Genomic DNA, 21408 nt, shown 5'->3' with positions numbered 1-21408 from the left:
GCTTTTTTCTAGTCCGTTTATCTTATTATGAAGCATCCCCGCAGGAATTGACCCGGTTTACATCCAAAATTTCGTTCACATGATAATCTTCGAATCGGTCTAGAAGAGCGTCCAAACCATATTCTAACTTGTGCTCAAGCTCCTCCAGGTAAATGGGGAGGATTGCGTAGAAGTGCACAGTCTGTCCATCTTCCATGTCGAGCGTTAGGAAATCCTCATCGGCCTCAAGCGGAGGCAGCACGATAAAGGCACACATGTCTGTGTTATTGGAAAATGGCATTGCCGGATCACCATTCGGCACCGTATGCCCCCAACTTAGCCAGGTATCGTAGTCATGCGGCAAGCGAGCCATCGTTTTTAACCAGCGTATTGGCCAGTAGTTGTCCAACTGCTTCAGTTGCTCCTCTAATAGAGGCCAATCCGGCGGCAAACAAATCATCAGCTCTGCGTATTCATAGTCCTGTGCATCTTCAGGCGTGTTCATAGGCAAGGCGCTCATGCCTGTGGTGTACAATGTGTAATAATTTCGTTCTGGTGTTGGACGAATCACATGAACATCGATATGAACCTTGTCCGATAGCAACTCATGGAATACAGACTCGGCTTCACCGAGATATTGGTCAGCATGTTTCTCGATTTGCTCCAGCCACTCGTCTTTTGCATAAGAAGTAGACTGCCACTCACGATTCCTATCCTTATGACGAAGGATAGGAGCGCCGGAGGGTGAATATTCGGATGATTTGGACATGCTTACAGCTCCCTTGCACAGTATTATGTACTTGCTTTTTCATCTTAATCATATCATGTGAATTGAAGTCTGAACCTCGTTCTATGGTATGATATGAGCATGTTGATGAGTTCGATTGAAGGGGCATAGCGTATGAATCAGAGCATACAACAGTTTAAAGCGGATTTTTTCAAAGCGTTGGCGCATCCGATGCGGATTCAGATTCTGGAGCTGCTGAGTGAAGGAGCCAAGAACGTGAATGAACTGCAAAGCATTCTGGGATCGGAAGGCTCTGCCGTTTCACAGCAACTGGCTGTACTGCGCAGCAAAAACGTTGTTCAGGGAATCAAAGAAGGGACAACTGTCACCTATTCGTTGCGTGATCCGCTGATTAAGGATCTGCTGGCAGTGACCAAACAGATTTTTGACAATCATCTGGTTGATGCCATTTCCATGCTGGAAGATATTCGTAAAGAGTCCTGACACAAGAAACAAGAGCAACGGTGTGTAATGACCGTAGGTTCTTGTTTTTTTGGTTTGGTTTCCTACGATTATTTGTGCGCAATCCGATTGACAGGAGGTGTGCAGGAGAGTAGTGTTTTATTTATATTCAAATATTCAAATATATGAAGAAAAGAAGGTTTTTGTACATGAGATGGATGGGGAGATATGCAGGTTACAATGCTGCTGCTTTTCGCAAGGATCTGTTATCGGGACTGATTGTAGGTATTATTGCGATTCCACTCGGTATGGCCTTTGCCATCGCTTCAGGGGTCAAACCGGAGTATGGATTATATACCACAGTAATCGCAGGGATTCTCATTTCCTTGCTGGGTGGATCCAAGTTCCAGATTGGCGGGCCTACGGGGGCATTCATTCCGATCCTCTTCGCCATAGTGATGCAGTATGGATATGAGAATCTGCTGATCGCCGGAATGATGGCCGGTTTGATGCTTGTACTTATGGGCGTATTCAAGCTTGGGGCATTAATCAAGTTTATTCCTAGGCCGGTGACGATCGGTTTCACGGCAGGGATCGCCGTCATTATTTTTAGCGGACAGATTACGAATTTCCTGGGACTTCGAGGTATAGAGAAGCACGAGGATTTCTGGTCCAACATGAAAGAAATCGGGATGCATATCTCGACAATTAATATATACAGTGTGCTTACAGCTGGAGTCTGTCTGGCTGTTCTTCTGCTTTTGCCCAAGTTTGCACCAAAGGTACCTGCATCACTAGTGGGGCTGATTCTTTCGACGGTAGTCGCAGCGTTCTTTTTTGAAGGGCAGGTGGCTACGATCGGTTCGTCTTTTGGCGCCATACCTAACTCCTTGCCTCAGTTTCATGTGCCGGAGATCACTTGGGAGCGTATCGTGAACTTGCTGCAACCCGCTTTTGTCATTGCCATGCTGGGTGGTATTGAATCGTTGCTGTCAGCTGTGGTTGCCGATGGCATGACCGGAAGCCGACATAACAGCAATCGGGAGTTGATTGGGCAGGGGATTGCTAATATGGTGACGCCGCTATTCGGAGGGATTCCTGCAACAGGGGCGATTGCACGTACGGCGACAAATATCAAATCCGGCGCAGTATCGCCATGGTCTGGCGTGATTCACGGTGTAGTGGTACTGCTGGTACTTGTTCTCTTTGCGCCATATGCATCCCACATTCCTCTTGCCAGTATGGCTCCCGTTCTGATGCTGGTGGCTTGGAACATGAGTGAACGGAGATCCTTCATGCATGTCATGAAAACCAAAACGAGCGATTCACTCGTTCTGCTCATTACCTTTTTGCTTACTGTATTTACAAGTTTAACGACGGCTGTAGAGGTTGGGTTGATTCTGGCTGTCCTTTTATTTGTTAAGCGGATGAGTGAGATGTTGAAGGTTGCCAAAGTACTGCCCGATCCCGAGCATAAACATGAGAAAGTCATGGCCCACATGGTTCGGGAAGGACATGACTGTCCGCAGATCAGCTTATATACGATTGAAGGACCTTTATTTTTTGGTGCGGCAGATATGTTCGAAAAGTCGGTCATGGATTCGATTCATCGTCGACCGGGCATTTTGCTGTTGCGCATGGGTAAGGTACCTTTTATGGATACAACAGGTGAAGCTAACCTGGCGAGTTTAATCAAGCATTTTGAACGGTCGGGCGGGATTGTATTGTTATCGGGCATACAAGAGCAGCCACTTGAGATGTTGAAACGAACGGGACTGTTAGAGCGTTTAAATCCTGCACATCGGTTTGAACATACTGGGGAAGCCATTAATTATGCGTTACATCATTTGAACGAGGAGAAGTGTAAGGGGTGCAAACATTTTGCCTTTCGTGAATGTGCTGTATTGTCGAGCGCTGGAACCGATCCAGAGCTTAATAGCCTGCTGAAATCTGGGAAGAGGGTCAATGCAAGCAGTTCTGTATAATCCACTCAAGAGAGAGGAAACTTTGGAATTCCAACGTTGATGCACCAACCAGTTTGAAATATATATTCTGGAAAATTAACGGAAAATAGACTATGTTATAAGTTGATAGGTGAATACGGTTACATCGTTCATCAGATGAGAAATAATCATATAAACTGAAGGAGTATACATATGTCCATTCAACCGACTGCTTTACGTTCAGTGCTTAACCCCAGGTATCTGGAGTCTGCATTGAGCAATCAGTATGACATTGGAACATGGGAAGAATGTTTGTTTTGGCTTAGAGGATTGAATGATACCTACCGAGTTAGCACGTCCAGTGGGATGTATATTCTTCGTATCTACCGCACTGAAATTTCGGAGGCAGATGTTCAGTATGAGCTATCGTTATTAGCTCAACTGAAGAACGTTCTAACTTCTGCGGAACACACCGACATTGGAGAATATATTCAGAAGAAAGATGACACTGGATATACGGTGCTGGAGGCGGCAGAAGGCAAGCGGGTTGCTGTGATGTTTCGGTATATTGAGGGTACGGAGAACAACCTGGAGGATGAGGAGTCTTGTTACGTCTTTGGTCAATCTGCCGCTGAATTGCATAAGGCTATGGATCAGGTGGACGTGGAGTTGCCACGATATGAGCTTGATTTGAAATTTCTCATCGACGAACCCTTAGAAAGAATCATCCACTATATCGGTGAGAACCATGAAGCAGCAGCATTTCTCCATACGTTTGCAACAGCATTAAAAGAACGCATCGCTGCCGCTTCCAGACAAGACCTGGATTTTGGACTGTGTCATGGCGATATGCATGGGAACAACAATGCGTTTCAACAAGAGCATTCGTTTATTCATTACGATTTCGAGTGGGCTGCCAGAAGCTGGCGTGCTTACGATCTGGCTCAATTGAAAATTCGGAAACGGCAGTCGGGTGATTCAGGGCAGAAACAAAGACTATGGGATGCGCTAATGGCAGGATATCGTTCAGTCAGAAGTTTCTCTGCCGAAGATGAACACGCGGTTGATCTCTTTATTATCGCTCGCCGATTCTGGGTGATGGGTCTGGATGTTGCTTTTATCGAGAGTGATATGGGTGCGCTGGATTATGGCGAGGATTGGCTGAATGACTTTTTGCAAGAGTTCCGAGATATGGGGATTGTATCATAGCGAATGATGAACAATATTTTAGGTGTAGGCTTGAATGCTTTAAGACCCTTCCGAGTGAACTTGAACTCGGGAGGGTCTTTTTTAACTCATATTCAAGGCAACCTGGTCCATGTTAGTTGGAAGATGATGAAGAAGCGGCGGCAGCCGATGCTGCGGCAGCTGCGGTCATCGCTGCTTGTTGAGCAATGATAATATTCGTGATGCTGGTTGAGATTGCTGTCGTTAGCATACCGTTTCGCAGATTCTCCACATATTGAATGGCTATCAACGCGGATGAGAACAGGAGCAACTCCTGTTTATCGATCGACCAAGCACCGAAGCCTTTTTGAGTCCGTAACCAATCATTTGTTTCCGCGACTTCATCCACTAATGTGTCTCTGTCCGAAGGCAGTAGAGAAAGTAACCCGAGAGAAGGTAATGTATACGTTTTATCCATTCGGAGATCCCTTTGACGAAAAGCTTCATTTAAGGCAATCACACGAGTCCCTGCATCCGGGGTATCCTCTCCAAGAACCAGTACCTGTGTTAACGCCTGCACACTGTTTCTGGAAGAGAACTCTGGTTTTAATTCCCCGTAGAGTTGTTCCATTCGTGCCACACCAGTATGCACGTCGAGATCGGAAAGGGCTAACATGGCAGCGAAAATGTAGTCATCCTGCCCAGTAAGGAAGCGATGCTCTGCTTTCATACCGTCATAAAATGATTTGGCTCGCTCCACCGTAGGTTGAAACTGATCGGGTGATACCTGAGTTGCGATCTGATAGGCGGCAATAACGAGATAATCTGAGGTGCGGAATTTGATCTCTTTCATCAGATCATAGACATGCAGGGTATCTGCCAGCTTTGTGTTCTCATCCGTTGTAAGGGAGAGCATAGTAGCAACGCTAACGGCAGAATTACCTCTGAATGCAGAGAAAAGTTTTGTGTTTTGTTTAATCAACTCTTGGCTTTGGCGAATAGCTTCTGCATCAGCAACTTTATTCTCCGCTGCATAGAGCAAGGCGGCCAGACGGTGAATCATTCCATGTTGCCATTTGAACGACTTCTTGATGATCTGCGTGTTGGAAACGAATAATTCAACTCGTTCTGCATGCGGTTGTTGCATAGGGCTTACCTCCATTTTAAGAAAATATCATTGTCAGTCTTTCATCCCGCCGTTGTTAAGAGATTAGATGATTAGGAATATCAAATGAATTAAAGCAATTATTCCCATAGGATATATGAATGATCTGGAGAATCCATTTTTAAATTCATTGTGAGGGTGCTTCTCGAAAAAGAAGTGCAATACGGTATGTATGATGAAAAAGATATCCAGCACCCAAAATGTAATCGTTTGATACGAACTAAAGAGCAGAGAGAGGATAATGGTGTACATTGGCAAGTGAATCCAGGTGAAATACCTGTAGGCTTTATCATCTTTCATATCTTTTAATACAATAAACAATTTCCACTCGGACCGCCTGATCGCATCCATTTCATGAAGCAGGAATAGAGAAAGGTTAAACAAAAATAAGACCAGTAAGAAATCAGGCATGTAAAGCCTCCTATTTTTAATTTTATACAAGCAGGTCAATAGCAACAAGTCGCATAAGACCCAAATATACAATACGTGAGCTGTCCATAGGGGTTCCAGCAATCTCCCTGTAGAGTCAGGGAAAAAGGAAGTCTGTCGCTATGATTACACAACGCTGCGATGAATTGTTGAATCAGTTGTCTGCCATATTCATTAAGCGGTTATCCTATACCTATATGTGTTGTGAATCCGTTTCCTCACATTCCTTGTTGTTTTTCTGCGGCACATCTCGTACAATTTGGTGAAGCAATTCTGCATTGCGTTAATGTGAGTATAAAATTTAAAATTACATCAGGAAGCTGTACACCAGAAAAGGGGAGAATCGTTTGGAATCGAAGCAACTATCTAGAGGGCTAAAGCCCCGCCATGTAGAGCTGATTGCACTCGGAGGTACAATTGGCGTTGGTTTGTTCATGGGATCGGCGAGTACGATCAAATGGGCAGGTCCATCTGTGCTGCTGGCTTATTTACTGGCCGGTATCATTATCTTTTTTGTCATGCGCATTATGGGGGAAATGTTGATTCAGGAGCCGGTCACGGGTTCGTTTGCTACATTTGCCCACAAATATATTAGTCCGCTTGCCGGATTCCTGACCGCCTGGAGTTATTGGTTCCTGTGGGTTACGGTTGGAATGGCGGAAGTTACGGCAATTGGCATCTATGTCGGGTACTGGTTCCCGGATATTCCGCAGTGGCTGCCGGCACTTGCCGGGGTGCTCATCATTGCGGCGGCAAATCTGGCGGCTGTGAAGTTCTATGGGGAATTTGAATTCTGGTTTGCGATGATCAAAGTAACGGCTATTGTGGCCATGATCGTGATCGGTACGGGGCTCATCTTCTTCGGCTGGGGGAATGGGGGGCAGGCCATTGGTCTGTCGAATCTGTTCAGTCATGGTGGCTTCTTCCCTGGAGGCATCAAAGGTTTCCTCTTCGCGCTGTGTATCGTCACGGCTGCGTATCAGGGAGTGGAGATGGTCGGTATTACAGCAGGCGAAGCGGAGAATCCGAAACACACCTTGCGTAAAGCGATCAAAAATATCGTGTGGCGTATTCTTATTTTCTACGTAGGTGCCATATTCGTCATCGTGACATTGTACCCTTGGAATGAAGTGGGCGAGACAGGAAGTCCGTTTGTGCTCACCTTTGCCAAGGTCGGCATTGTTGCTGCAGCGGGAATTATCAACTTTGTGGTGCTCACGGCGGCCATGTCGGGATGTAACAGTGGGATCTACAGTGCAGGACGGATGTTATACACGCTGGCTGAGAATGGGCAGGCACCTGCCTTTTTCAAAAAGCTATCCAAAGGTGGGGTTCCCCGCAACAGTATCGTCATTACGATCTCCTTGTTGTTAATCGGAGTTGTACTGAACTACCTGATGCCAGACTCCAAGCTATTCCTGTACATCTACAGTGCAAGTGTGCTTCCGGGCATGGTTCCATGGTTCGCGCTGGCGTTCAGTCAGTTCAGATTCAGAAAGCGTTGGGGCAACGAGATGGCGGATCATAACTTCAAGTCCAAATGGTTCCCCATCAGCAATTACATTATTATTGTGTATCTGATCCTCGTCATTATCGGTATGGCGTTTAACCCGGATACGCGCTTGCCTCTGATAGTTGGAGCTACGTTCATGGCCATCGTGGTGGCTGGATATTTCGCATTTGGCATCGGAAAAAGACAACGGATAGATGGCGGCGAAGATCGCTAGTCTAATAATCAGTAATCAACTTATATCGTAATATCATACGTGCATTCCTTGAAATGATTGGAGAACCTGCGGGTGATTCAGCGTCCTTCAGGGAGTGCATTTTTTTATCTGAAAATCCATGCTTGATTATAAACTCTCAAATCTCCGGAGATTCAATGCCAGACAGTTGCCAACGAAAATGGGGCAGGTCCAGTTTAAATTTTGCTAATCTCGGTTACAAAGAAAAGAGTGAAACTTTTATGAAAACAACTTTTGTGATTGCAGTAATCACTGTAAATAACCGAGGAGGAATTGAACATGGCTAATCAAGACCAGCACACCATGCAAGATCCAACGACACAATATCCGAAAGCTACACCGGAGTGGAAACAGCAACAGGATGAGCCGGGACTCCAGCGTGAGATGACTCCTGTTCCTGATGCGGGTGAAAAAAGTTATAAAGGTAGCGGACGTTTAACAGGACGCAAAGCAGTTGTGACCGGAGCTGATAGCGGAATTGGACGGGCGGCTGCGATTGCGTTTGCCCGTGAAGGTGCAGATGTCGTTCTGGCTTATTTGCCGGAAGAGGAAGCAGATGCACAAGAAGTTGTGAAGTTGATTGAGGAAGCTGGGCGGAAAGCCATCACGATGCCAGGTGACCTGAAGGATGAGAAGTACTGTGAAGAACTCATTGAATCTGCGGTCAAAGAGCTGGGCGGGATTGATATCCTTGCTAACGTGGCAGGTAAACAGCAGTTTGTAGAGCAGATTGCGGATCTGACTACCGAGCAATTCGATGCAACGTTCAAAACAAATGTCTATTCTATGTTCTGGCTCTGCAAGGCAGCTGTGAAACACATGAAGCCAGGCAGCTCCATTATCAATACATCATCGATTCAGGCGTACAAACCTTCGCCAATTCTGCTGGATTATGCGACAACGAAGGCATCGATTAACACGTTCAGCAAAGCGCTTGCCCAACAGGTGGGTAGCAAAGGAATTCGTGTCAACGTTGTAGCACCAGGCCCGGTATGGACACCGCTCCAGGTTGTGGGTGGACAACCAGTCGAGAAGCTGGCCGAGTTTGGTTCCAACACACCGCTTGGTCGTGCAGGACAGCCTGCCGAGATGGCTCCGGCATTTGTGTTTCTGGCAAGCCAGGAATCCAGCTATGTGAGCGGCGAAACACTGAATGCGAATGGCGGTACGGTTAGTCCGTAAACGTTGGATATAAAAGCTTTTGAATCATAGGCCAGTGAAACAAAGAACTCCATTCCCGATGAAGGTGAATGGAGTTCTTTATTGTTATTTTTTATAATTATAAAATTATTTCTGTTCTGGTTTCGGGTCCAGAATGGCATAACTACCAAGCGTGGCCAGTTGCGCCGTATTTAGTAGGGCTTCATCCACAGCAGCAAGGGCTTCACCGGCAGCTGTCATGAGCTCATCAGAATCAACAGGTGAGGCAAAACGGAGAATGACCCGGTTCTCTCCTTTTTTGAGTTCACTCTCAGCCTTGGTTTTGTACTCATTAATAGACGCGACTTCAAGATCATTCTGCACATAATAATCATTGGCATCGCTCTCGCCATCGAACATTGCGAGCTCGGAATCAAGCCAATAATCCTTATCAGCTATCGTTTTCTGGCTGGCAGCAGTCTCATCGTTGGCATTGTACAGGAAGTAGGGGATACCGGAGTTCGTCAGGTTGTTGGTGGCATCGACATGTAACCATTCGTTCCCGATTTTGACCTTGTTCCATGCATGTGGAACTCCGCTGGAAGCGCCCGTTACAACGATGCTTTCCAGTCCCGAGAGATCGGAGAGCAATTTGTAAACGGAAGCATAGCTGGCACATACCCCGACACCTTTGACCAGAATACCGTAAGTGGTAAACGAGTCATTGAATTGCGGATCGACATTTTTAAAGTTGTTCTGCTCCGCATTCTCCAGCGCTGCATCATCATACTTTGCGTTATCGTTCAGATAATCGTAGATGGCTTTTCGTTTCTCGTCTTCGTTCATGCCATCCTTGATGATGGAAGCCACAACTTCGTTTGCTTTGGCAATAATCTCATTTTGCTTCTTCTGAATACCACTTGCAGATTCATTGTAATGAATCGAAAGGGTAAGCGTACCATAGTTGTATTCAAAACCTTCCACACCAAGAATCAATGGATTCTGGTACATCACTTTCAGGACAACGTCCGAGAGTGTCGTGAAATTCTGAGCTTCGGGGAAAGCCTTCAACGAAATTTTATCTTGCGCCGCAATCATGTTTTTGGCTAAAACTTCTTCCAATGCGGAATCTGCATTGATCATTGCATCGCCTGTAGCAGGCTGAGGCACGGTTTCCTGATCACCTTGTTCTACATTTTGCTGTGTATTGGACTTTTGCTCATCTACCAGATTGTCTTCTTCAGCTTCAGGAGCTGGAGCAGGGGCTTCATTAGAAGTTTCCTCGGAAGCACTCTCAGAAGTATCATTAGAAGCCTCGGTGGATACCGGATCAGTTGCATTCTCTGAAGTCTCATTATCGGTTGTGGAGTCTGTAGCTGGAGTTTCCGAAGCTGGTGCTTCTTCTGTTTCCGTTGCAGACTCAGGTGTATCATGATTGTTGATGATCGTTGGCACGTCAGGTGCAGGAACGTAAGGTGTATCATTCTTCGGTTCCACCAGTCCGTTGCTGGACTCGGCTACGGTTTGCTGAGTGAGTCTGTCCAGGTCTGCTTGGGTCACATTTTCTACACGTACGTAACTTTTCAGAGCTGTTCCTTTAATGTGAAAAGGAATATTTGTTTCATTAAACTCTGAAATCTCTACGCTTTTGGTATCATAGACAATGGTTTCCCGGGCTAAAGAGCCGTCGTTGTATTCCACTGTCGTTTTTTGAGGAAGTGCATCTATATTCTTTAATTTCTCCCTATACAATTGTTCTTTCAAAGCTGTTGGTAACTGGGAAGCAAGCGGAGCTGTAGGGACACCTCTGCTAAAATTGGATTCTTTGCCTCCGCCGATTGCAGTGACGTAATATTCTCCTCGTATACCATGGTTCTGAGTGGTAGTTATCATTTCATTATAAGTGCCGAGCCCGCCTTTTCCGTCTTTCATAAAATCATTGAAAGACGTCTCTGTTGTTACCGCAATATCTAAAGGTAGACTATTACTGAAAGCGTCCTCTGCGCCAGTTAGAGGTACATTTGTATCAAAGTTGGTTAGGTCAGAACGTTTATAAATTTTATATTCGGTGGCACCTTCTACCTTGTCCCAGACCAACTTGAACCGTCTATCTTTGTCAATTTCATATCTTAGGTTAGGTACGGGTAACTCCGATTTTACTGTAAACGGAATAATGATAGGCTGATCGAGTAGTGTTAGATTTTCCGCATCCGGATCATAATTCAGACGAATGTAATAAATGGGGGCACCGCCCCAAGAACTTTGATCCTTGTTCATCATGGAATCTGAACTTAATACGCCCCATCCAAGAGGCTTAATGGAAACGCTGTTGCCATTGGTATCGCGAAGGGCACGTACATCGCTTGCTTTGAGTGCTTTAATATCGGTATGTACACTTATAATGTCAAAAGCTGACAGGTTATTCTTCCGTAAATCTGCTTTAAACTTGAACGTAAATTCTTCATCCTGAGCCACGTTGTACATCGGCATGATCGCTTGTTCCGATTCGGAGCCGTATTTCTGCTTCAAATTTAAAATGGTAGAACCTTCTACGACTTCTGTAGGATTATTCTCGGACGGACTGCTTTCCTGCTCAGTGCTCTGGCATCCAGCCAGTAACAGGGTGAGCGCAAACATAATGAAAAATAGACGTTTCATGATACACCGCTTTCTTGTTTTTCTGAGTTGCACTAATGGCTACGTTCTACACACCGAAAGATTATCAGATATGGTTAAAACCCATACTGGAACCTCTTAACAGATAAACCTCCTATTAATTTCCTGACATCCTTTGCTAGTTTATGGTCATATTGACTCATTGTCAAGGAGGTAGGGTAGGTTTTAAGTCCTGTAGAACAATAGAACAGCTGTATTTCCTAGCTTGGGGGTTAAGGCTAAAATACAGGAGTTTGCTGACGCAAGGTGATAAAGTCTACGTGCGCTGGAGACAAACAACGGGTACTCATGTTAGCGAAGTGTACGGATCAGCCGAACCAACTTCCCCGTGATTGAAATTGCGAGTGTGTTACTTTTTTAGTTTTCAATTCTTTGTAAGCGTTCCCGTGTTATAATGGACAAAGTTGTATACAAGTTATCTAAAACGTTTTCTGCCCTTTTAACTCCATAATCTGAAAGCGAGGATCAGAGATGATTAAAGCAACGGAAGATAATCAATATGTTGAACTGACAAGCCCGACAAGTTTACCGAAGGCATCCGGATTTCTTTGGAATGAAAGGATGATGATTCATGTGAATTGCCGGGGGTACGCTGTGGCCCAATTCATGCAGCCCGAACCTGCCAAATATTCGTACGCTCCCAACCTGGAAGCGAAGACGTTTATGCAACCGGAGCAGCCATATTATGCTCACCATCCGGGACGGTTTATTTACATTAAAGATGAAGTAAGTGGCGAAATCTTCTCTGCCCCGTATGAACCGGTTCGCAAGCAGGCGGATAGCTATACGTTCGCTGTAGGCAAACACGATATTCATTGGAAAGTGATTCAGGACGACATTTGCATTGAGATGTCCCTACGTCTGCCTAAGGAAGATGTCATGGAACTGTGGCGTGTGAAGGTAACCAATCTGTCTTCGAGAAAACGCAAGCTGAGTATATACCCGTATTTCACGGTCGGCTATATGTCATGGATGAACCAGTCCGGTTCATATGTGGAAGAGTTACAGGGCATTGTCTGCTCGGCGGTTACGCCGTATCAGAAATATCAGGATTATAGCAAAATCAAAACCTACAGCGATAAAACCTATCTGCTTGCAGATCACCAACCGACCGCGTGGGAAGTGAATCAAGAGAGCTTTGAAGGCGAAGGCGGACTTCATAATCCCTCAGCGCTTCAGTCGGAGATACTGGCTGGTGGAGATGCGCGCTATGAGACACCTGTGGCTGTATTGCAATACAGAGTAGATCTGGAAGCTGGTGCTGAGCAGGCCTACCGATTTATCTTTGGCCCGGCTCATGATGAGGCCGAGATTGAGGGCATCCGTCAGCATTATTTTGTGAAGCAGAATGAGGAAGGACAGGATGGTTTTACGGCTGCCGAGCAGGAGTATGCGGATTATATTGCGGAAGGGCAGGGAAACATTCAGATCCAGACATCGGATGGTTGGCTGGATAATGTCGTGAATCACTGGCTGCCTCGTCAGATGTATTATCACGGGAAAACAAACCGTCTGTCGACCGATCCACAGACCCGGAATTATCTGCAGGATAATATGGGGATGAGTTACATTCAGCCGCAGGTTGCAAGGGCGGCATTCCTGACTGCATTGTCACAACAGCATATTAGCGGCGCCATGCCGGACGGAATTATTTTGCACCCGGACGCAGAATTGAAATATATTAACCAGATTCCTCATACCGATCACTGTATCTGGCTTCCGGTCTGTATGAAGACTTATCTGGATGAAACAAATGACTATAGCATTCTGGAGGAACAGGTTGCTTTTACAGACAGCGAACAGAAGCTTTCCGTACTGGAACATATGAATCTCGCGATGCGTTGGTTGATCCATGAGCGGGATGCGCGTGGGTTGAACTATATCAATCAGGGTGACTGGTGTGATCCGATGAACATGGTGGGATACAAAGGCAAGGGCGTATCCGGCTGGCTGACCATTGCGACGGCATATGCTTTTAATGTTTGGGCAGAAATTGCTGAACAGGCAGGGCATGCCGAGGTAGCAGCGGAATTCCGTCAGGATGCCAATCAGACGAATGCGACAGCGAACGAGTACCTGTGGGATGGGGACTGGTATGCCCGAGGCATTACGGATGATAATGTAGTGTTCGGTGTGAGCAAGGACGTGGAAGGACGCATCTATATCAATCCTCAGAGCTGGGCACTCATGAGCGGTGCTGCCGATCAGGAGAAACAGGAGAAGTTAATCCGCGCGGTAGAGGAGCAATTGGAGACGCCATATGGTGTCGAGAAGCTCGCGCCGTCTTTCACAGCGATGCGGGAAGATGTAGGCCGTGTCACGCAGAAACATCCGGGAAGTGCAGAGAATGGTGCAGTGTACAACCACGCGGCAGCTTTCTATATTTATGCGTTGTACCTGGTGGGTGAGAAGGAGAAGGCGTATCGTTTGCTGCGTAAAATGATTCCGGGGCCCAATGCCGAGGATATTCTCCAACGGGGTCAACTGCCTGTATTTATCCCGAATTATTATCGCGGAGCTTATCGTCAATTTCCACGTACAGCCGGGCGCTCCAGTCATCTGTTCAACACCGGCACAGTGCCTTGGGTGTATCGTTGCCTGATCGATGGATTGTTTGGCCTGCAAGGTCACGCACAAGGGCTTCAGGTTCGTCCGCAACTTCCTGCCGATTGGAACGAGGCGTCGGTCACGCGGTTGTTCCGCGGGGCTGAGCTGAACGTGAACATGAAGAAGGATGCAACAGTCCAGACGATTGAAGTGTACGTTGACGGTGAACGTATAGAAGGTGACATCATCAAGAATATCCAAGCTGGCGTGAAATATGAAGTGCTGGTGAAGCTGCCTTTGTAGAAAAAAGAGTACGGAGTAACTGTGTGTGGTGGGATGAGTTTTAAATAATTACGAAGCCAAGTGAAAAACTGCCTTTCCTTTATAGGAGGAGGGCAGTTTTTTGCTTTCAGCTTGATCAGGACTCGTTCCATTCTTTGACTCTGTACCAATAGCTATATATTTCCAAATAACCTAGCTTGGCGTAGAGCTTTAACGCAGGTGCATTATTCGCAACAACTTGCAGATAACTGGACGTGGCGCCATTCTCTTTTGCCCAATGCAGGAGGTGAAGGATCATCTGTTCAGCAAGTCCCTGATTGCGAAAGTTAACGTCTGTAATGATGTCATACAATCCAATATAGCCACGTTCGATTACACCAAATCCACAAGCGACGACTTGCCCGTCAATTAACAGCGAGATGAAACCTGCCTTTGTCCTGATATTGTTCAACATAAGTTTCGTCGTTTCCCGTTGCAGATCATTCACCTTGTTCAGTCGGCAAAAGTGATCCAGCCACGCTGTGGTCAACTGTTCGTCAATCTGTACAGCTTGGTGAACAGGCTCTTTGATGTCATCTAGGCTCCGAATCTGGATACGAGTCAGATCCACAACAGTATACCCTTTGTCCTGCAAAAGCTGGTCGAGATGAGCCGGCTGAATAAACGGCGTGATTTTGAAAATCGTACTTAACTGATTGGAAGCATAGATGCGCTCACATTCCTCAATCTTTTCATGCACATCCAGTGTTGAGTAGTGAATAGGTTGAATGGAATTGGCACGTTTGGTATATCCTTTGGCAAAACGGAGTACCCACCCGTCATACAGCAAGGTGGACAAGGGTTGCCAGTGGTTAAGCGATAGTTCTTCAATGGTTTTGTGTTCTGTATCCGTTGTATGAGTCATGTTTAACCTCCAGTTTTATAATACATAACAATACATAATAATGCATAAAAATACAATGCCGACATATATATTGCCGAACAGTATGCATTATAGCCGGAGATGGTATACAATTTGATTGAATGAATAATTTCAGAAGCGGAGCGCGTTATGTTAACTATAGAATTAAATAATCACAGCATTAACTGTCATATCCAATACGGCAAACGCAAGAAAGTTTCCATCACGATGGACTTGCCTTATATGGTAACAATCAAAGCACCCAATGGTATCAGTGAAGACATGATCCGGCAACTTGTGGAGCAGCATGGAGATGTAATTTTGAAGAAATCCGCTCTGATGCAGCGGGCGCTTGATGGTCCTCAAGCCAAGGAATACGAAGACGAGGGCAAAGGGAAGTTTTTGCTTTTTGGCAAGGAACACGCATTACATGAATTAATTCCTGTAGAGGGACTTACAGAAGAAGAGCTGCGAGCGAATCTGAAGAAGTTTTATTTTGCCGAGTGTAAACGCATGATTGGAGAGCGCATCGGACGTTATCAGCAGGAGTTGAAGGTGAAGCCGAAGTCGATAGAGATCGTAGATTCTCCCACGAAGTGGGGCAGTTGCAGCTGGGACAAAAAGCTTACGTTCAATTATCGCCTGGCGATGGCGCCACTGGAAGTGATCGATTATGTCATCATTCATGAACTTTGCCATATTCACCACATGAATCATGATCGCTCCTTCTGGCGGCGTATTGGCAGTATCATGCCGGATTACAAAACAAAAGAAGATTACCTGATGCGAAATGGACGGGACATGACATTGTAAGTTCAGGCTTAATTCTACAGTTCAAATTGCATGAAAATAGCTGTCCCGCTCGTCCATTTGAAGTACAATATAAGCAAATATGCCCGTACCACGAGACCATTGCTGTATCCGTGGTGAAAGGAGTCCAAAATGGCTGAGAGTAACCATTATTCGGTGCTGGTAGATGAATATATCTCGGAGTTTGCACCAGACGTACAGGTGAGATTACAGGCGTTAAGACAGATTATTCGCGAGTCGGCTCCGAACGCCGAAGAGAAGATCAGCTACAAGATGCCCACGTATGCACAACATGGGAATCTGGTTCATTTTGCTGCATACCAGCATCATATCGGGTTTTATCCTGCTCCCAGTGGAATTCTGGCTTTCAAGGAGGAACTCTCCAAGTATAAAGGGGCCAAGGGATCTGTCCAGTTTCCGCTGGATCAGCCATTGCCGGAGGATCTGATCCGCCGAATTGTGGAGTTTCGGGTGAAAGAAAATGTGGAAATTGCGCTGGAGAAGAAACAAAAGAAGTAGGAAATGATGGATAAAAACCTGACGCAACAGGTTCGGTGAACACAGCGGAGACGTATGAGATGCCGGGGCTGGACATTCAGGATTTTGTCGGTTCGATTCTGAATTGGTCCAATTGCATTGAAGTTTTATATGTGGATGAGTATAAAGAAATTTATCGTATCTAGTGTGGTTTACATGTGACGCCGGAGATTTGAGTATGGTATAATAAGAGCAGAATAGACGTAAAATGCAAAGAGAGCCGTGCTGGTAACACGACTCCTCCGAGCAATAGCCGCTTTTAAGGGCGGTGGGCTCCGCTTAGAAAGATGATCAAAAATAGACCGCATCCTTTTGCGAGGGGGGCGGTCTATTTGTGTGTATTGGACAGAATAGCAACGATGAGCAAACCAAAGGTAAGCATCAACATAATTGCTTCAAATACTGTCACAAGGCATCCCTCCCTTCGTGGCAAGGTAGCCGACCGACCCTTTTAAGCCTATTCTATTGCTTTGTTGATTATAGCATATTTTGTAAGCATTCAAGTTGTTAGAAGCTGTTTATATGTAACTCGTTCATTAGCTGAAGGGCATCCCGAAACCCTTGTAAATAAATCTCTCTTTCCAGAAGTGTTTGCATAGAGAGTTGAGTATCTTCATATAGAAAAAGGGTTTGATTCAGTTGCTCCGGTAAAGCTTGGCGAATATTCTGAAAGTAATGATCAGATTCTTTAGATAGTTGGGTATAATCAGGCTGCGTGTGAGACAAATTGTTGTATAATAACTCTAAGCGCGTTCGGATTAATGGTTCTGCTAAAGATTCCAAGGATTCTTTCACTATGTACACCTCTTTTTGAGTATTGTTTGGAGGAGAATTCGTATGATCAAGATTCATTTATCTCGTATTATGGGTGAGAAAAGAATTAATATTGCTGATTTATCCCGACTAACCGGATTACATAGAAATGGGATTGCTAAATTATATAATGAAGAAACCGATGGTGTGAAGTTTGATACGCTGAATCGAATATGTGAGGCTTTGAATTGTGACATCCAGGATATCATTGAGTTTATCAAGGAAGAAAAGTGATCTTCAACAATTAGCTTAAGGCCATATACTTCTAAAAGAATGGACATATAGACCGTTACCTTATCGAAGGGGCGGTCTTTTTCTGTCTGTATACACATGCCGATCTGTACCGATTGCAAATGATACTCCCATTCAGCGATTTTTCAGCCAGAGCGATTATAATACTCTCGGAATCCTGTAATGGAAAAGGAGTTTTCACATGGCTAAGGTGCTGCATAAGTCGTTTTATCTTATTTTGCTTGTGTTTGTTGCGGTGTTTATTGCTTCGTCCTTGGTGGTTCGGGCGCAGTATAACTACGCCTTGTATGGGGACAATCCCATTTTGGGCATGCAGCAGTGGAGTGTTTTTCTCCCGGTCATTCTTTTACTTCTTGGTTCAGGTGTCGGGTTATATGCGCTGTGTCTGAAACTGAACAAATACAGCCCGAAGGTTGTTATTCCGATTGTGCTGTTATGTTCTCTGGCAATTCAGATCATCATCATTTTCGTATTTCCGAGAGTGCCTACGGATGATTCGCAGACCGTTCTTTCACTGGCCATGAACATGCTGTATAACCAAGACTACTCTTCGTTTGAAACGGGCGGTTATCTGCACATGTTCCCGTTCAACTACTCGATCGTATTGTACCTTAAGACGTTGCTGTATCTGTTTCCGGATAACTACCTGGTCATCAAACTATTTAATATTTTGTTTTCAACATTAACGACTTTAATGATTTATCTTATTTATAAACAAGTGAATGACAGATCCACGGAACGTGATTACGGTGTGTTGATCTTTGCAGCGACGTACCTGCCGTCCTTGTTCCTGAACAATCTGATCTATAACGATGTGATTGCCACAGCATTTCTGACATCGTGTTTATACTTTATTATTCGTTTTGTACGTGAAAAGTCTTGGAAAACAATCATCCTTGCCGCCATTTTTCTCGCGATGGGCAATTACTTTCGAAGCATCGGCGTTATCGTGCTAATCGCTGCTATCATATATATCCTGCTGAATATGCGGAGCATCGGAGTGAAGAAAGTTGTCATTTCCATCGGTGTGCTGGCTATGTTGTTTAATGTACCAACCTGGACTCAGAATGCGGTTCTTCAATCTTCCGGTACTGTGAGCGAACCTGTTGGAGAGAATGCCGCGCCAGTCTATATGTGGCTGAATATGGGGATTAATCTGGAGCGCTTTGGTTTCTGGGACAATATGGAGAGTTATCAGATCTATCAGAGGCAAGCCAACTACAATAAGGCCGAGAGCGCAGCATTGTTCAAACAAGAGATTGGCAGCAAGCTGTCCGAAGCAAGTGTAAGTGACTTAGTGCAGATGTATTACAAAAAGATCATATGGACCTGGACCGAAGGAACGTACCAGATGGATCGATACGGAATCGGCAATGAAAGTTCCATGGGTACTGGAAGAGGAAGGGGAGGCGGAATCGCAGGGTCCTATAGTTATACCAATGCAATAATAGAACTGATGCAGGGGGACTCGGCTTATCGGACGGGGTTACTCTGGATCGTATATGTGATGAATTTCCTGATGTACTGTTTTATCCTCATCCGGTTGGTCGGTGGAATTCGTCGTAAACGGTATGATGAAGTTTCATTGATCCTGGTCATTCTCGGATTCATCGGTTTTTATATTCTGTGGGAGATTAAGTCCAGATACATCTACCCTGTATATCCGCTGTTGGTCGTGCTGTCCTATATGGGGTTCAAAGACACGTATGACTTCATATTCCAGCGTAAAGGTACCTTGGAGCAATATTCCCTGAGAAAAAGGTGATCAAATGCGAAAAAATAAATATTTCACATCGGTTACGCTATTCCTGTTGCTAGGATGCTTGATTATGCTGACGGCTTGCGATGTTATAACCGCCCAGAATATTACCAACACCGGTTCTGTGCAAGGTATGAACGGGTTTGGCATGCCAAATGGTGGCGGTCTGGGCATGAACGGAGGAACATCGATAGGTGGAAGGGGCACCCCGGGCATGAATGATCGAACAGGCAGTCCCGACATGACGCAGGGGACGATGAATGCCGACATTACGGGTAGAGTCATCTCCGTGAATGGAAACACAGTTACGCTGGCGTTACTTGAAATGCAGGACACCTCATCTCCAAGCATGGAATGGAAGGATACCGGAATGGAGATGAAATTGAATATAAGTGATGATGTTACTATTACGGAAGGCGTTGGTATGGCGCGCTCGGGCAATTCCAGCCCAAGTGCGAATTCGTCCATTCAAGTGTCTGATCTTCAAAAAGAAAACATCGTTATGGTGTGGTATAAGGACAACACCGAGACGGTGGAACGAGTGATGGTTGTCCAGTAAAAGATGATGGAATTATCGTCATTTTGTAATTGCTTACATTTGGTCTATGGGTTATTATGGAAACAGCTGTTTTTTGAAGGGAGTGAGCGTCATGAAACGACGGTCTAAGATGGTATGTTCGATCACTACAAATAAGGTAAGAATGAACTGAATAATTCCGGCAGACCAACAGACGAAGTGTGGAACACTTTTAGTTTCCCAGTCCGATCTGAATTCTGCCGACATATAGGGATATAACTGCTCAATTTTTCTGGCGTATGCGAGGTTTATTTGCTTGTGCAAATTTCTCATACACTCGGAATTTTTAAAAGCCGCAGGCATAGCCTGCGGCTTTTTGCGCGCAAAAATAGGGATTCGATGGTTGTAAACATTCAACATGAAATGATCAAAAAGGAGAAATGCCCATGTTAACATTAAAACATTTATTTCAAAATAACGACCTTGCTGAGATGATTATGAAGAATTGGAGTTATGATCCCGAATCGCTGGACATGTTTCAGTATTATCGCATCTCCTCCAATGCCGTGTATCCGTTTAGAGATCAGGGGGAGGTTCGATTGCTTCGGTTTGCCCCGGTAGAGGAAAAAAATCAAGTTAACCTTAGCGCTGAACTGGAGTTCCTCCGTTATCTTCGAACGAATCATTATGGAGCCATGGAGGTGGTACCTTCCCATTCAGGTACAGAACTCGTAAAGGCACACACGCCATGGGGAACATACTACGCTTCCGTATTCAAGCGAGTACCCGGATCGCAGTTAGGGAGCATTCAACTGAATGACTCTATCCTCTACAGCTATGGTCAGGCATTGGGTGAACTGCATCAGTTATCGTGTATATTCAAGCCTGAGCAGGAGGAGAAGCGGCGCTGGACATATACGGATGTATTGAATTGGATGCAGGAGGTTCTGAAGGATTTTCCTGCCGAGACGGCTGCTCTTAACGAGGTGGAGTTTCTCCGAAGGTATTTTGTGAATTGGCCGATGAACAAGCATAATTTCGGACTCATCCACTACGATTTTGAACTGGACAATGTCTTCTATGACGAAGGTAACCAGTCTTGTTATGCCATTGATTTTGATGACTCGATGTATCATTGGTACGCGATGGATGTGGAGCAGAGTCTGGATAGTCTGCGTGAGGAAATCGAGCCTGAGCAATATGATCAGAAGAAACAATTGTTCCTGAGCGGTTACTGGTCCAAGGCGGGAGAACGTTATGATCTGGAGAGCATGTTCCCGGCTTGTCGCCGTTTTGCCAACTTGTACGGCTATGTGCGTATGCTTCGATCTGTTGCAGAGCAGTGGTCACATGAGCCGGAATGGATGAGCGGACTAAGAGCGAGGTTAGAGAGGATAATGACAGAAAAGGCAGCAAAATTCGGTCATCCAATATAATTTCTAGTGCAGACCAACGCTTCTCCAATTCAATAAAAATATGTCATGTTCACACCAGAAATAATATGTTTCGAGAAAAAACAAACCAGCTGGGAATTCAATGTTGAATTCCCAGCTGGTT

19 protein-coding genes and 1 pseudogene are annotated in these 21408 nt (G+C 45.3%); 13 read left to right on the top strand and 7 right to left on the bottom strand.

Going from position 1 to position 21408, the window contains the following annotated elements; translation table 11 throughout:
• Window positions 1-25 precede the first annotated feature (25 nt).
• A complete protein-coding gene (locus AB4111_RS28505) occupies window positions 26-748 on the bottom strand; it encodes a suppressor of fused domain protein (protein ID WP_442034532.1) in 723 nt (240 codons plus the stop codon).
• A gap of 132 nt (window positions 749-880) precedes the next feature.
• On the opposite strand from AB4111_RS28505, the gene AB4111_RS28500 reads away from it, so the two are divergent.
• The 3 genes from AB4111_RS28500 to AB4111_RS28490 all read left to right on the top strand — a co-directional run bounded on the left by AB4111_RS28500 (window position 881) and on the right by AB4111_RS28490 (window position 4320).
• Window positions 881-1210 (top strand): ArsR/SmtB family transcription factor, encoded by a 330-nt coding sequence (locus tag AB4111_RS28500; protein ID WP_091038881.1) that lies wholly within the window; start codon window positions 881-883, stop codon window positions 1208-1210.
• 167 nt (window positions 1211-1377) lie between these two features.
• On the top strand, window positions 1378-3153 hold the full coding sequence (locus AB4111_RS28495; RefSeq protein WP_442034529.1) for a SulP family inorganic anion transporter: 1776 nt from the start codon (window positions 1378-1380) through the stop codon (window positions 3151-3153).
• A gap of 171 nt (window positions 3154-3324) precedes the next feature.
• Entirely contained in the window at window positions 3325-4320 is a 996-nt protein-coding gene (locus tag AB4111_RS28490) for a phosphotransferase (protein WP_442034527.1), read from the top strand.
• Between the two features lie 112 nt (window positions 4321-4432).
• Here the strand turns inward: AB4111_RS28490 and AB4111_RS28485 are convergent, their stop codons facing one another.
• Together AB4111_RS28485 and AB4111_RS28480 are read right to left on the bottom strand one after the other, a co-directional pair.
• Complete coding sequence (locus AB4111_RS28485) at window positions 4433-5425, bottom strand: DUF4003 family protein (RefSeq protein ID WP_442034525.1); 993 nt, start codon at window positions 5423-5425, stop codon at window positions 4433-4435.
• A gap of 63 nt (window positions 5426-5488) precedes the next feature.
• Window positions 5489-5854 (bottom strand): DUF6713 family protein, encoded by a 366-nt coding sequence (locus AB4111_RS28480; RefSeq protein ID WP_367399845.1) that lies wholly within the window; start codon window positions 5852-5854, stop codon window positions 5489-5491.
• A gap of 365 nt (window positions 5855-6219) precedes the next feature.
• Here AB4111_RS28480 and AB4111_RS28475 point away from each other — a divergent pair, with 365 nt between their 5' ends.
• The gene (locus AB4111_RS28475; protein WP_253430320.1) at window positions 6220-7599 is read left to right on the top strand and encodes an amino acid permease; all 1380 of its coding nucleotides are present in this window, start codon (window positions 6220-6222) and stop codon (window positions 7597-7599) included.
• Window positions 7600-7896: 297 nt separating this feature from the next.
• Window positions 7897-8799 (top strand): SDR family oxidoreductase, encoded by a 903-nt coding sequence (locus AB4111_RS28470; RefSeq protein WP_124118614.1) that lies wholly within the window; start codon window positions 7897-7899, stop codon window positions 8797-8799.
• A gap of 105 nt (window positions 8800-8904) precedes the next feature.
• On the opposite strand, the gene AB4111_RS28465 is transcribed toward AB4111_RS28470, so the two are convergent.
• Window positions 8905-11415 (bottom strand): transglutaminase domain-containing protein, encoded by a 2511-nt coding sequence (locus AB4111_RS28465; RefSeq protein ID WP_442034522.1) that lies wholly within the window; start codon window positions 11413-11415, stop codon window positions 8905-8907.
• Window positions 11416-11904: 489 nt separating this feature from the next.
• On the opposite strand from AB4111_RS28465, the gene AB4111_RS28460 reads away from it, so the two are divergent.
• A complete protein-coding gene (locus AB4111_RS28460; protein ID WP_442034520.1) occupies window positions 11905-14283 on the top strand; it encodes a GH36-type glycosyl hydrolase domain-containing protein in 2379 nt (792 codons plus the stop codon).
• Window positions 14284-14398: 115 nt separating this feature from the next.
• On the opposite strand, the gene AB4111_RS28455 is transcribed toward AB4111_RS28460, so the two are convergent.
• The gene (locus AB4111_RS28455; protein WP_442034518.1) at window positions 14399-15166 is read right to left on the bottom strand and encodes a GNAT family N-acetyltransferase; all 768 of its coding nucleotides are present in this window, start codon (window positions 15164-15166) and stop codon (window positions 14399-14401) included.
• Between the two features lie 147 nt (window positions 15167-15313).
• On the opposite strand from AB4111_RS28455, the gene AB4111_RS28450 reads away from it, so the two are divergent.
• From AB4111_RS28450 to AB4111_RS28440, 3 genes and pseudogenes are all read left to right on the top strand, one after another.
• Window positions 15314-15976, top strand: a complete 663-nt coding sequence (locus AB4111_RS28450) for a M48 family metallopeptidase (protein WP_442034516.1) — start codon at window positions 15314-15316, stop codon at window positions 15974-15976.
• 129 nt (window positions 15977-16105) lie between these two features.
• A complete protein-coding gene (locus AB4111_RS28445; RefSeq protein ID WP_442034514.1) occupies window positions 16106-16492 on the top strand; it encodes an iron chaperone in 387 nt (128 codons plus the stop codon).
• Between the two features lie 20 nt (window positions 16493-16512).
• A pseudogene (locus AB4111_RS28440) lies at window positions 16513-16656 on the top strand (cysteine hydrolase); the annotation flags it as partial.
• A 182-nt stretch (window positions 16657-16838) separates the two neighbouring features.
• On the opposite strand, the gene AB4111_RS28435 reads toward AB4111_RS28440, so the two are convergent.
• Together AB4111_RS28435 and AB4111_RS28430 are read right to left on the bottom strand one after the other, a co-directional pair.
• Window positions 16839-16919, bottom strand: coding sequence for a putative holin-like toxin (locus AB4111_RS28435; RefSeq protein ID WP_367399886.1), 81 nt, complete (start codon window positions 16917-16919; stop codon window positions 16839-16841).
• A 98-nt stretch (window positions 16920-17017) separates the two neighbouring features.
• A complete protein-coding gene (locus tag AB4111_RS28430; protein ID WP_442034512.1) occupies window positions 17018-17305 on the bottom strand; it encodes a DUF6809 family protein in 288 nt (95 codons plus the stop codon).
• A gap of 42 nt (window positions 17306-17347) precedes the next feature.
• On the opposite strand from AB4111_RS28430, the gene AB4111_RS28425 reads away from it, so the two are divergent.
• From AB4111_RS28425 to AB4111_RS28410, 4 genes are all read left to right on the top strand, one after another.
• The gene (locus AB4111_RS28425) at window positions 17348-17557 is read left to right on the top strand and encodes a helix-turn-helix domain-containing protein (RefSeq protein WP_442034510.1); all 210 of its coding nucleotides are present in this window, start codon (window positions 17348-17350) and stop codon (window positions 17555-17557) included.
• A 199-nt stretch (window positions 17558-17756) separates the two neighbouring features.
• On the top strand, window positions 17757-19340 hold the full coding sequence (locus AB4111_RS28420) for a glycosyltransferase family 39 protein (RefSeq protein ID WP_442034508.1): 1584 nt from the start codon (window positions 17757-17759) through the stop codon (window positions 19338-19340).
• 4 nt (window positions 19341-19344) lie between these two features.
• Complete coding sequence (locus tag AB4111_RS28415; protein WP_442034506.1) at window positions 19345-19893, top strand: hypothetical protein; 549 nt, start codon at window positions 19345-19347, stop codon at window positions 19891-19893.
• A 404-nt stretch (window positions 19894-20297) separates the two neighbouring features.
• Complete coding sequence (locus AB4111_RS28410; RefSeq protein WP_442034504.1) at window positions 20298-21287, top strand: phosphotransferase enzyme family protein; 990 nt, start codon at window positions 20298-20300, stop codon at window positions 21285-21287.
• The last annotated feature ends 121 nt before the right edge of the window (window positions 21288-21408 follow it).

Origin of the sequence: Paenibacillus sp. 2KB_22 (genome assembly GCF_052115745.1) — a bacterium.
Taxonomy (GTDB): domain Bacteria; phylum Bacillota; class Bacilli; order Paenibacillales; family Paenibacillaceae; genus Paenibacillus.
The sequence above is the reverse complement of the archived record's forward strand: the minus strand, read 5'-3'. Positions and strand labels throughout refer to the sequence as shown.

Coding starts and splice junctions, on each gene's coding strand:
- AB4111_RS28505 (WP_442034532.1), bottom strand. CDS start 748: ATGTCCAAATCATCCGAATATTCACCCTCCGGCGCTCCTATCCTTCGT.
- AB4111_RS28480 (WP_367399845.1), bottom strand. CDS start 5,854: ATGCCTGATTTCTTACTGGTCTTATTTTTGTTTAACCTTTCTCTATTC.
- AB4111_RS28445 (WP_442034514.1), top strand. CDS start 16,106: ATGGCTGAGAGTAACCATTATTCGGTGCTGGTAGATGAATATATCTCG.
- AB4111_RS28485 (WP_442034525.1), bottom strand. CDS start 5,425: ATGCAACAACCGCATGCAGAACGAGTTGAATTATTCGTTTCCAACACG.
- AB4111_RS28425 (WP_442034510.1), top strand. CDS start 17,348: ATGATCAAGATTCATTTATCTCGTATTATGGGTGAGAAAAGAATTAAT.
- AB4111_RS28490 (WP_442034527.1), top strand. CDS start 3,325: ATGTCCATTCAACCGACTGCTTTACGTTCAGTGCTTAACCCCAGGTAT.
- AB4111_RS28455 (WP_442034518.1), bottom strand. CDS start 15,166: ATGACTCATACAACGGATACAGAACACAAAACCATTGAAGAACTATCG.
- AB4111_RS28470 (WP_124118614.1), top strand. CDS start 7,897: ATGGCTAATCAAGACCAGCACACCATGCAAGATCCAACGACACAATAT.
- AB4111_RS28495 (WP_442034529.1), top strand. CDS start 1,378: ATGAGATGGATGGGGAGATATGCAGGTTACAATGCTGCTGCTTTTCGC.
- AB4111_RS28500 (WP_091038881.1), top strand. CDS start 881: ATGAATCAGAGCATACAACAGTTTAAAGCGGATTTTTTCAAAGCGTTG.
- AB4111_RS28420 (WP_442034508.1), top strand. CDS start 17,757: ATGGCTAAGGTGCTGCATAAGTCGTTTTATCTTATTTTGCTTGTGTTT.
- AB4111_RS28450 (WP_442034516.1), top strand. CDS start 15,314: ATGTTAACTATAGAATTAAATAATCACAGCATTAACTGTCATATCCAA.
- AB4111_RS28465 (WP_442034522.1), bottom strand. CDS start 11,415: ATGAAACGTCTATTTTTCATTATGTTTGCGCTCACCCTGTTACTGGCT.
- AB4111_RS28410 (WP_442034504.1), top strand. CDS start 20,298: ATGTTAACATTAAAACATTTATTTCAAAATAACGACCTTGCTGAGATG.
- AB4111_RS28460 (WP_442034520.1), top strand. CDS start 11,905: ATGATTAAAGCAACGGAAGATAATCAATATGTTGAACTGACAAGCCCG.
- AB4111_RS28415 (WP_442034506.1), top strand. CDS start 19,345: ATGCGAAAAAATAAATATTTCACATCGGTTACGCTATTCCTGTTGCTA.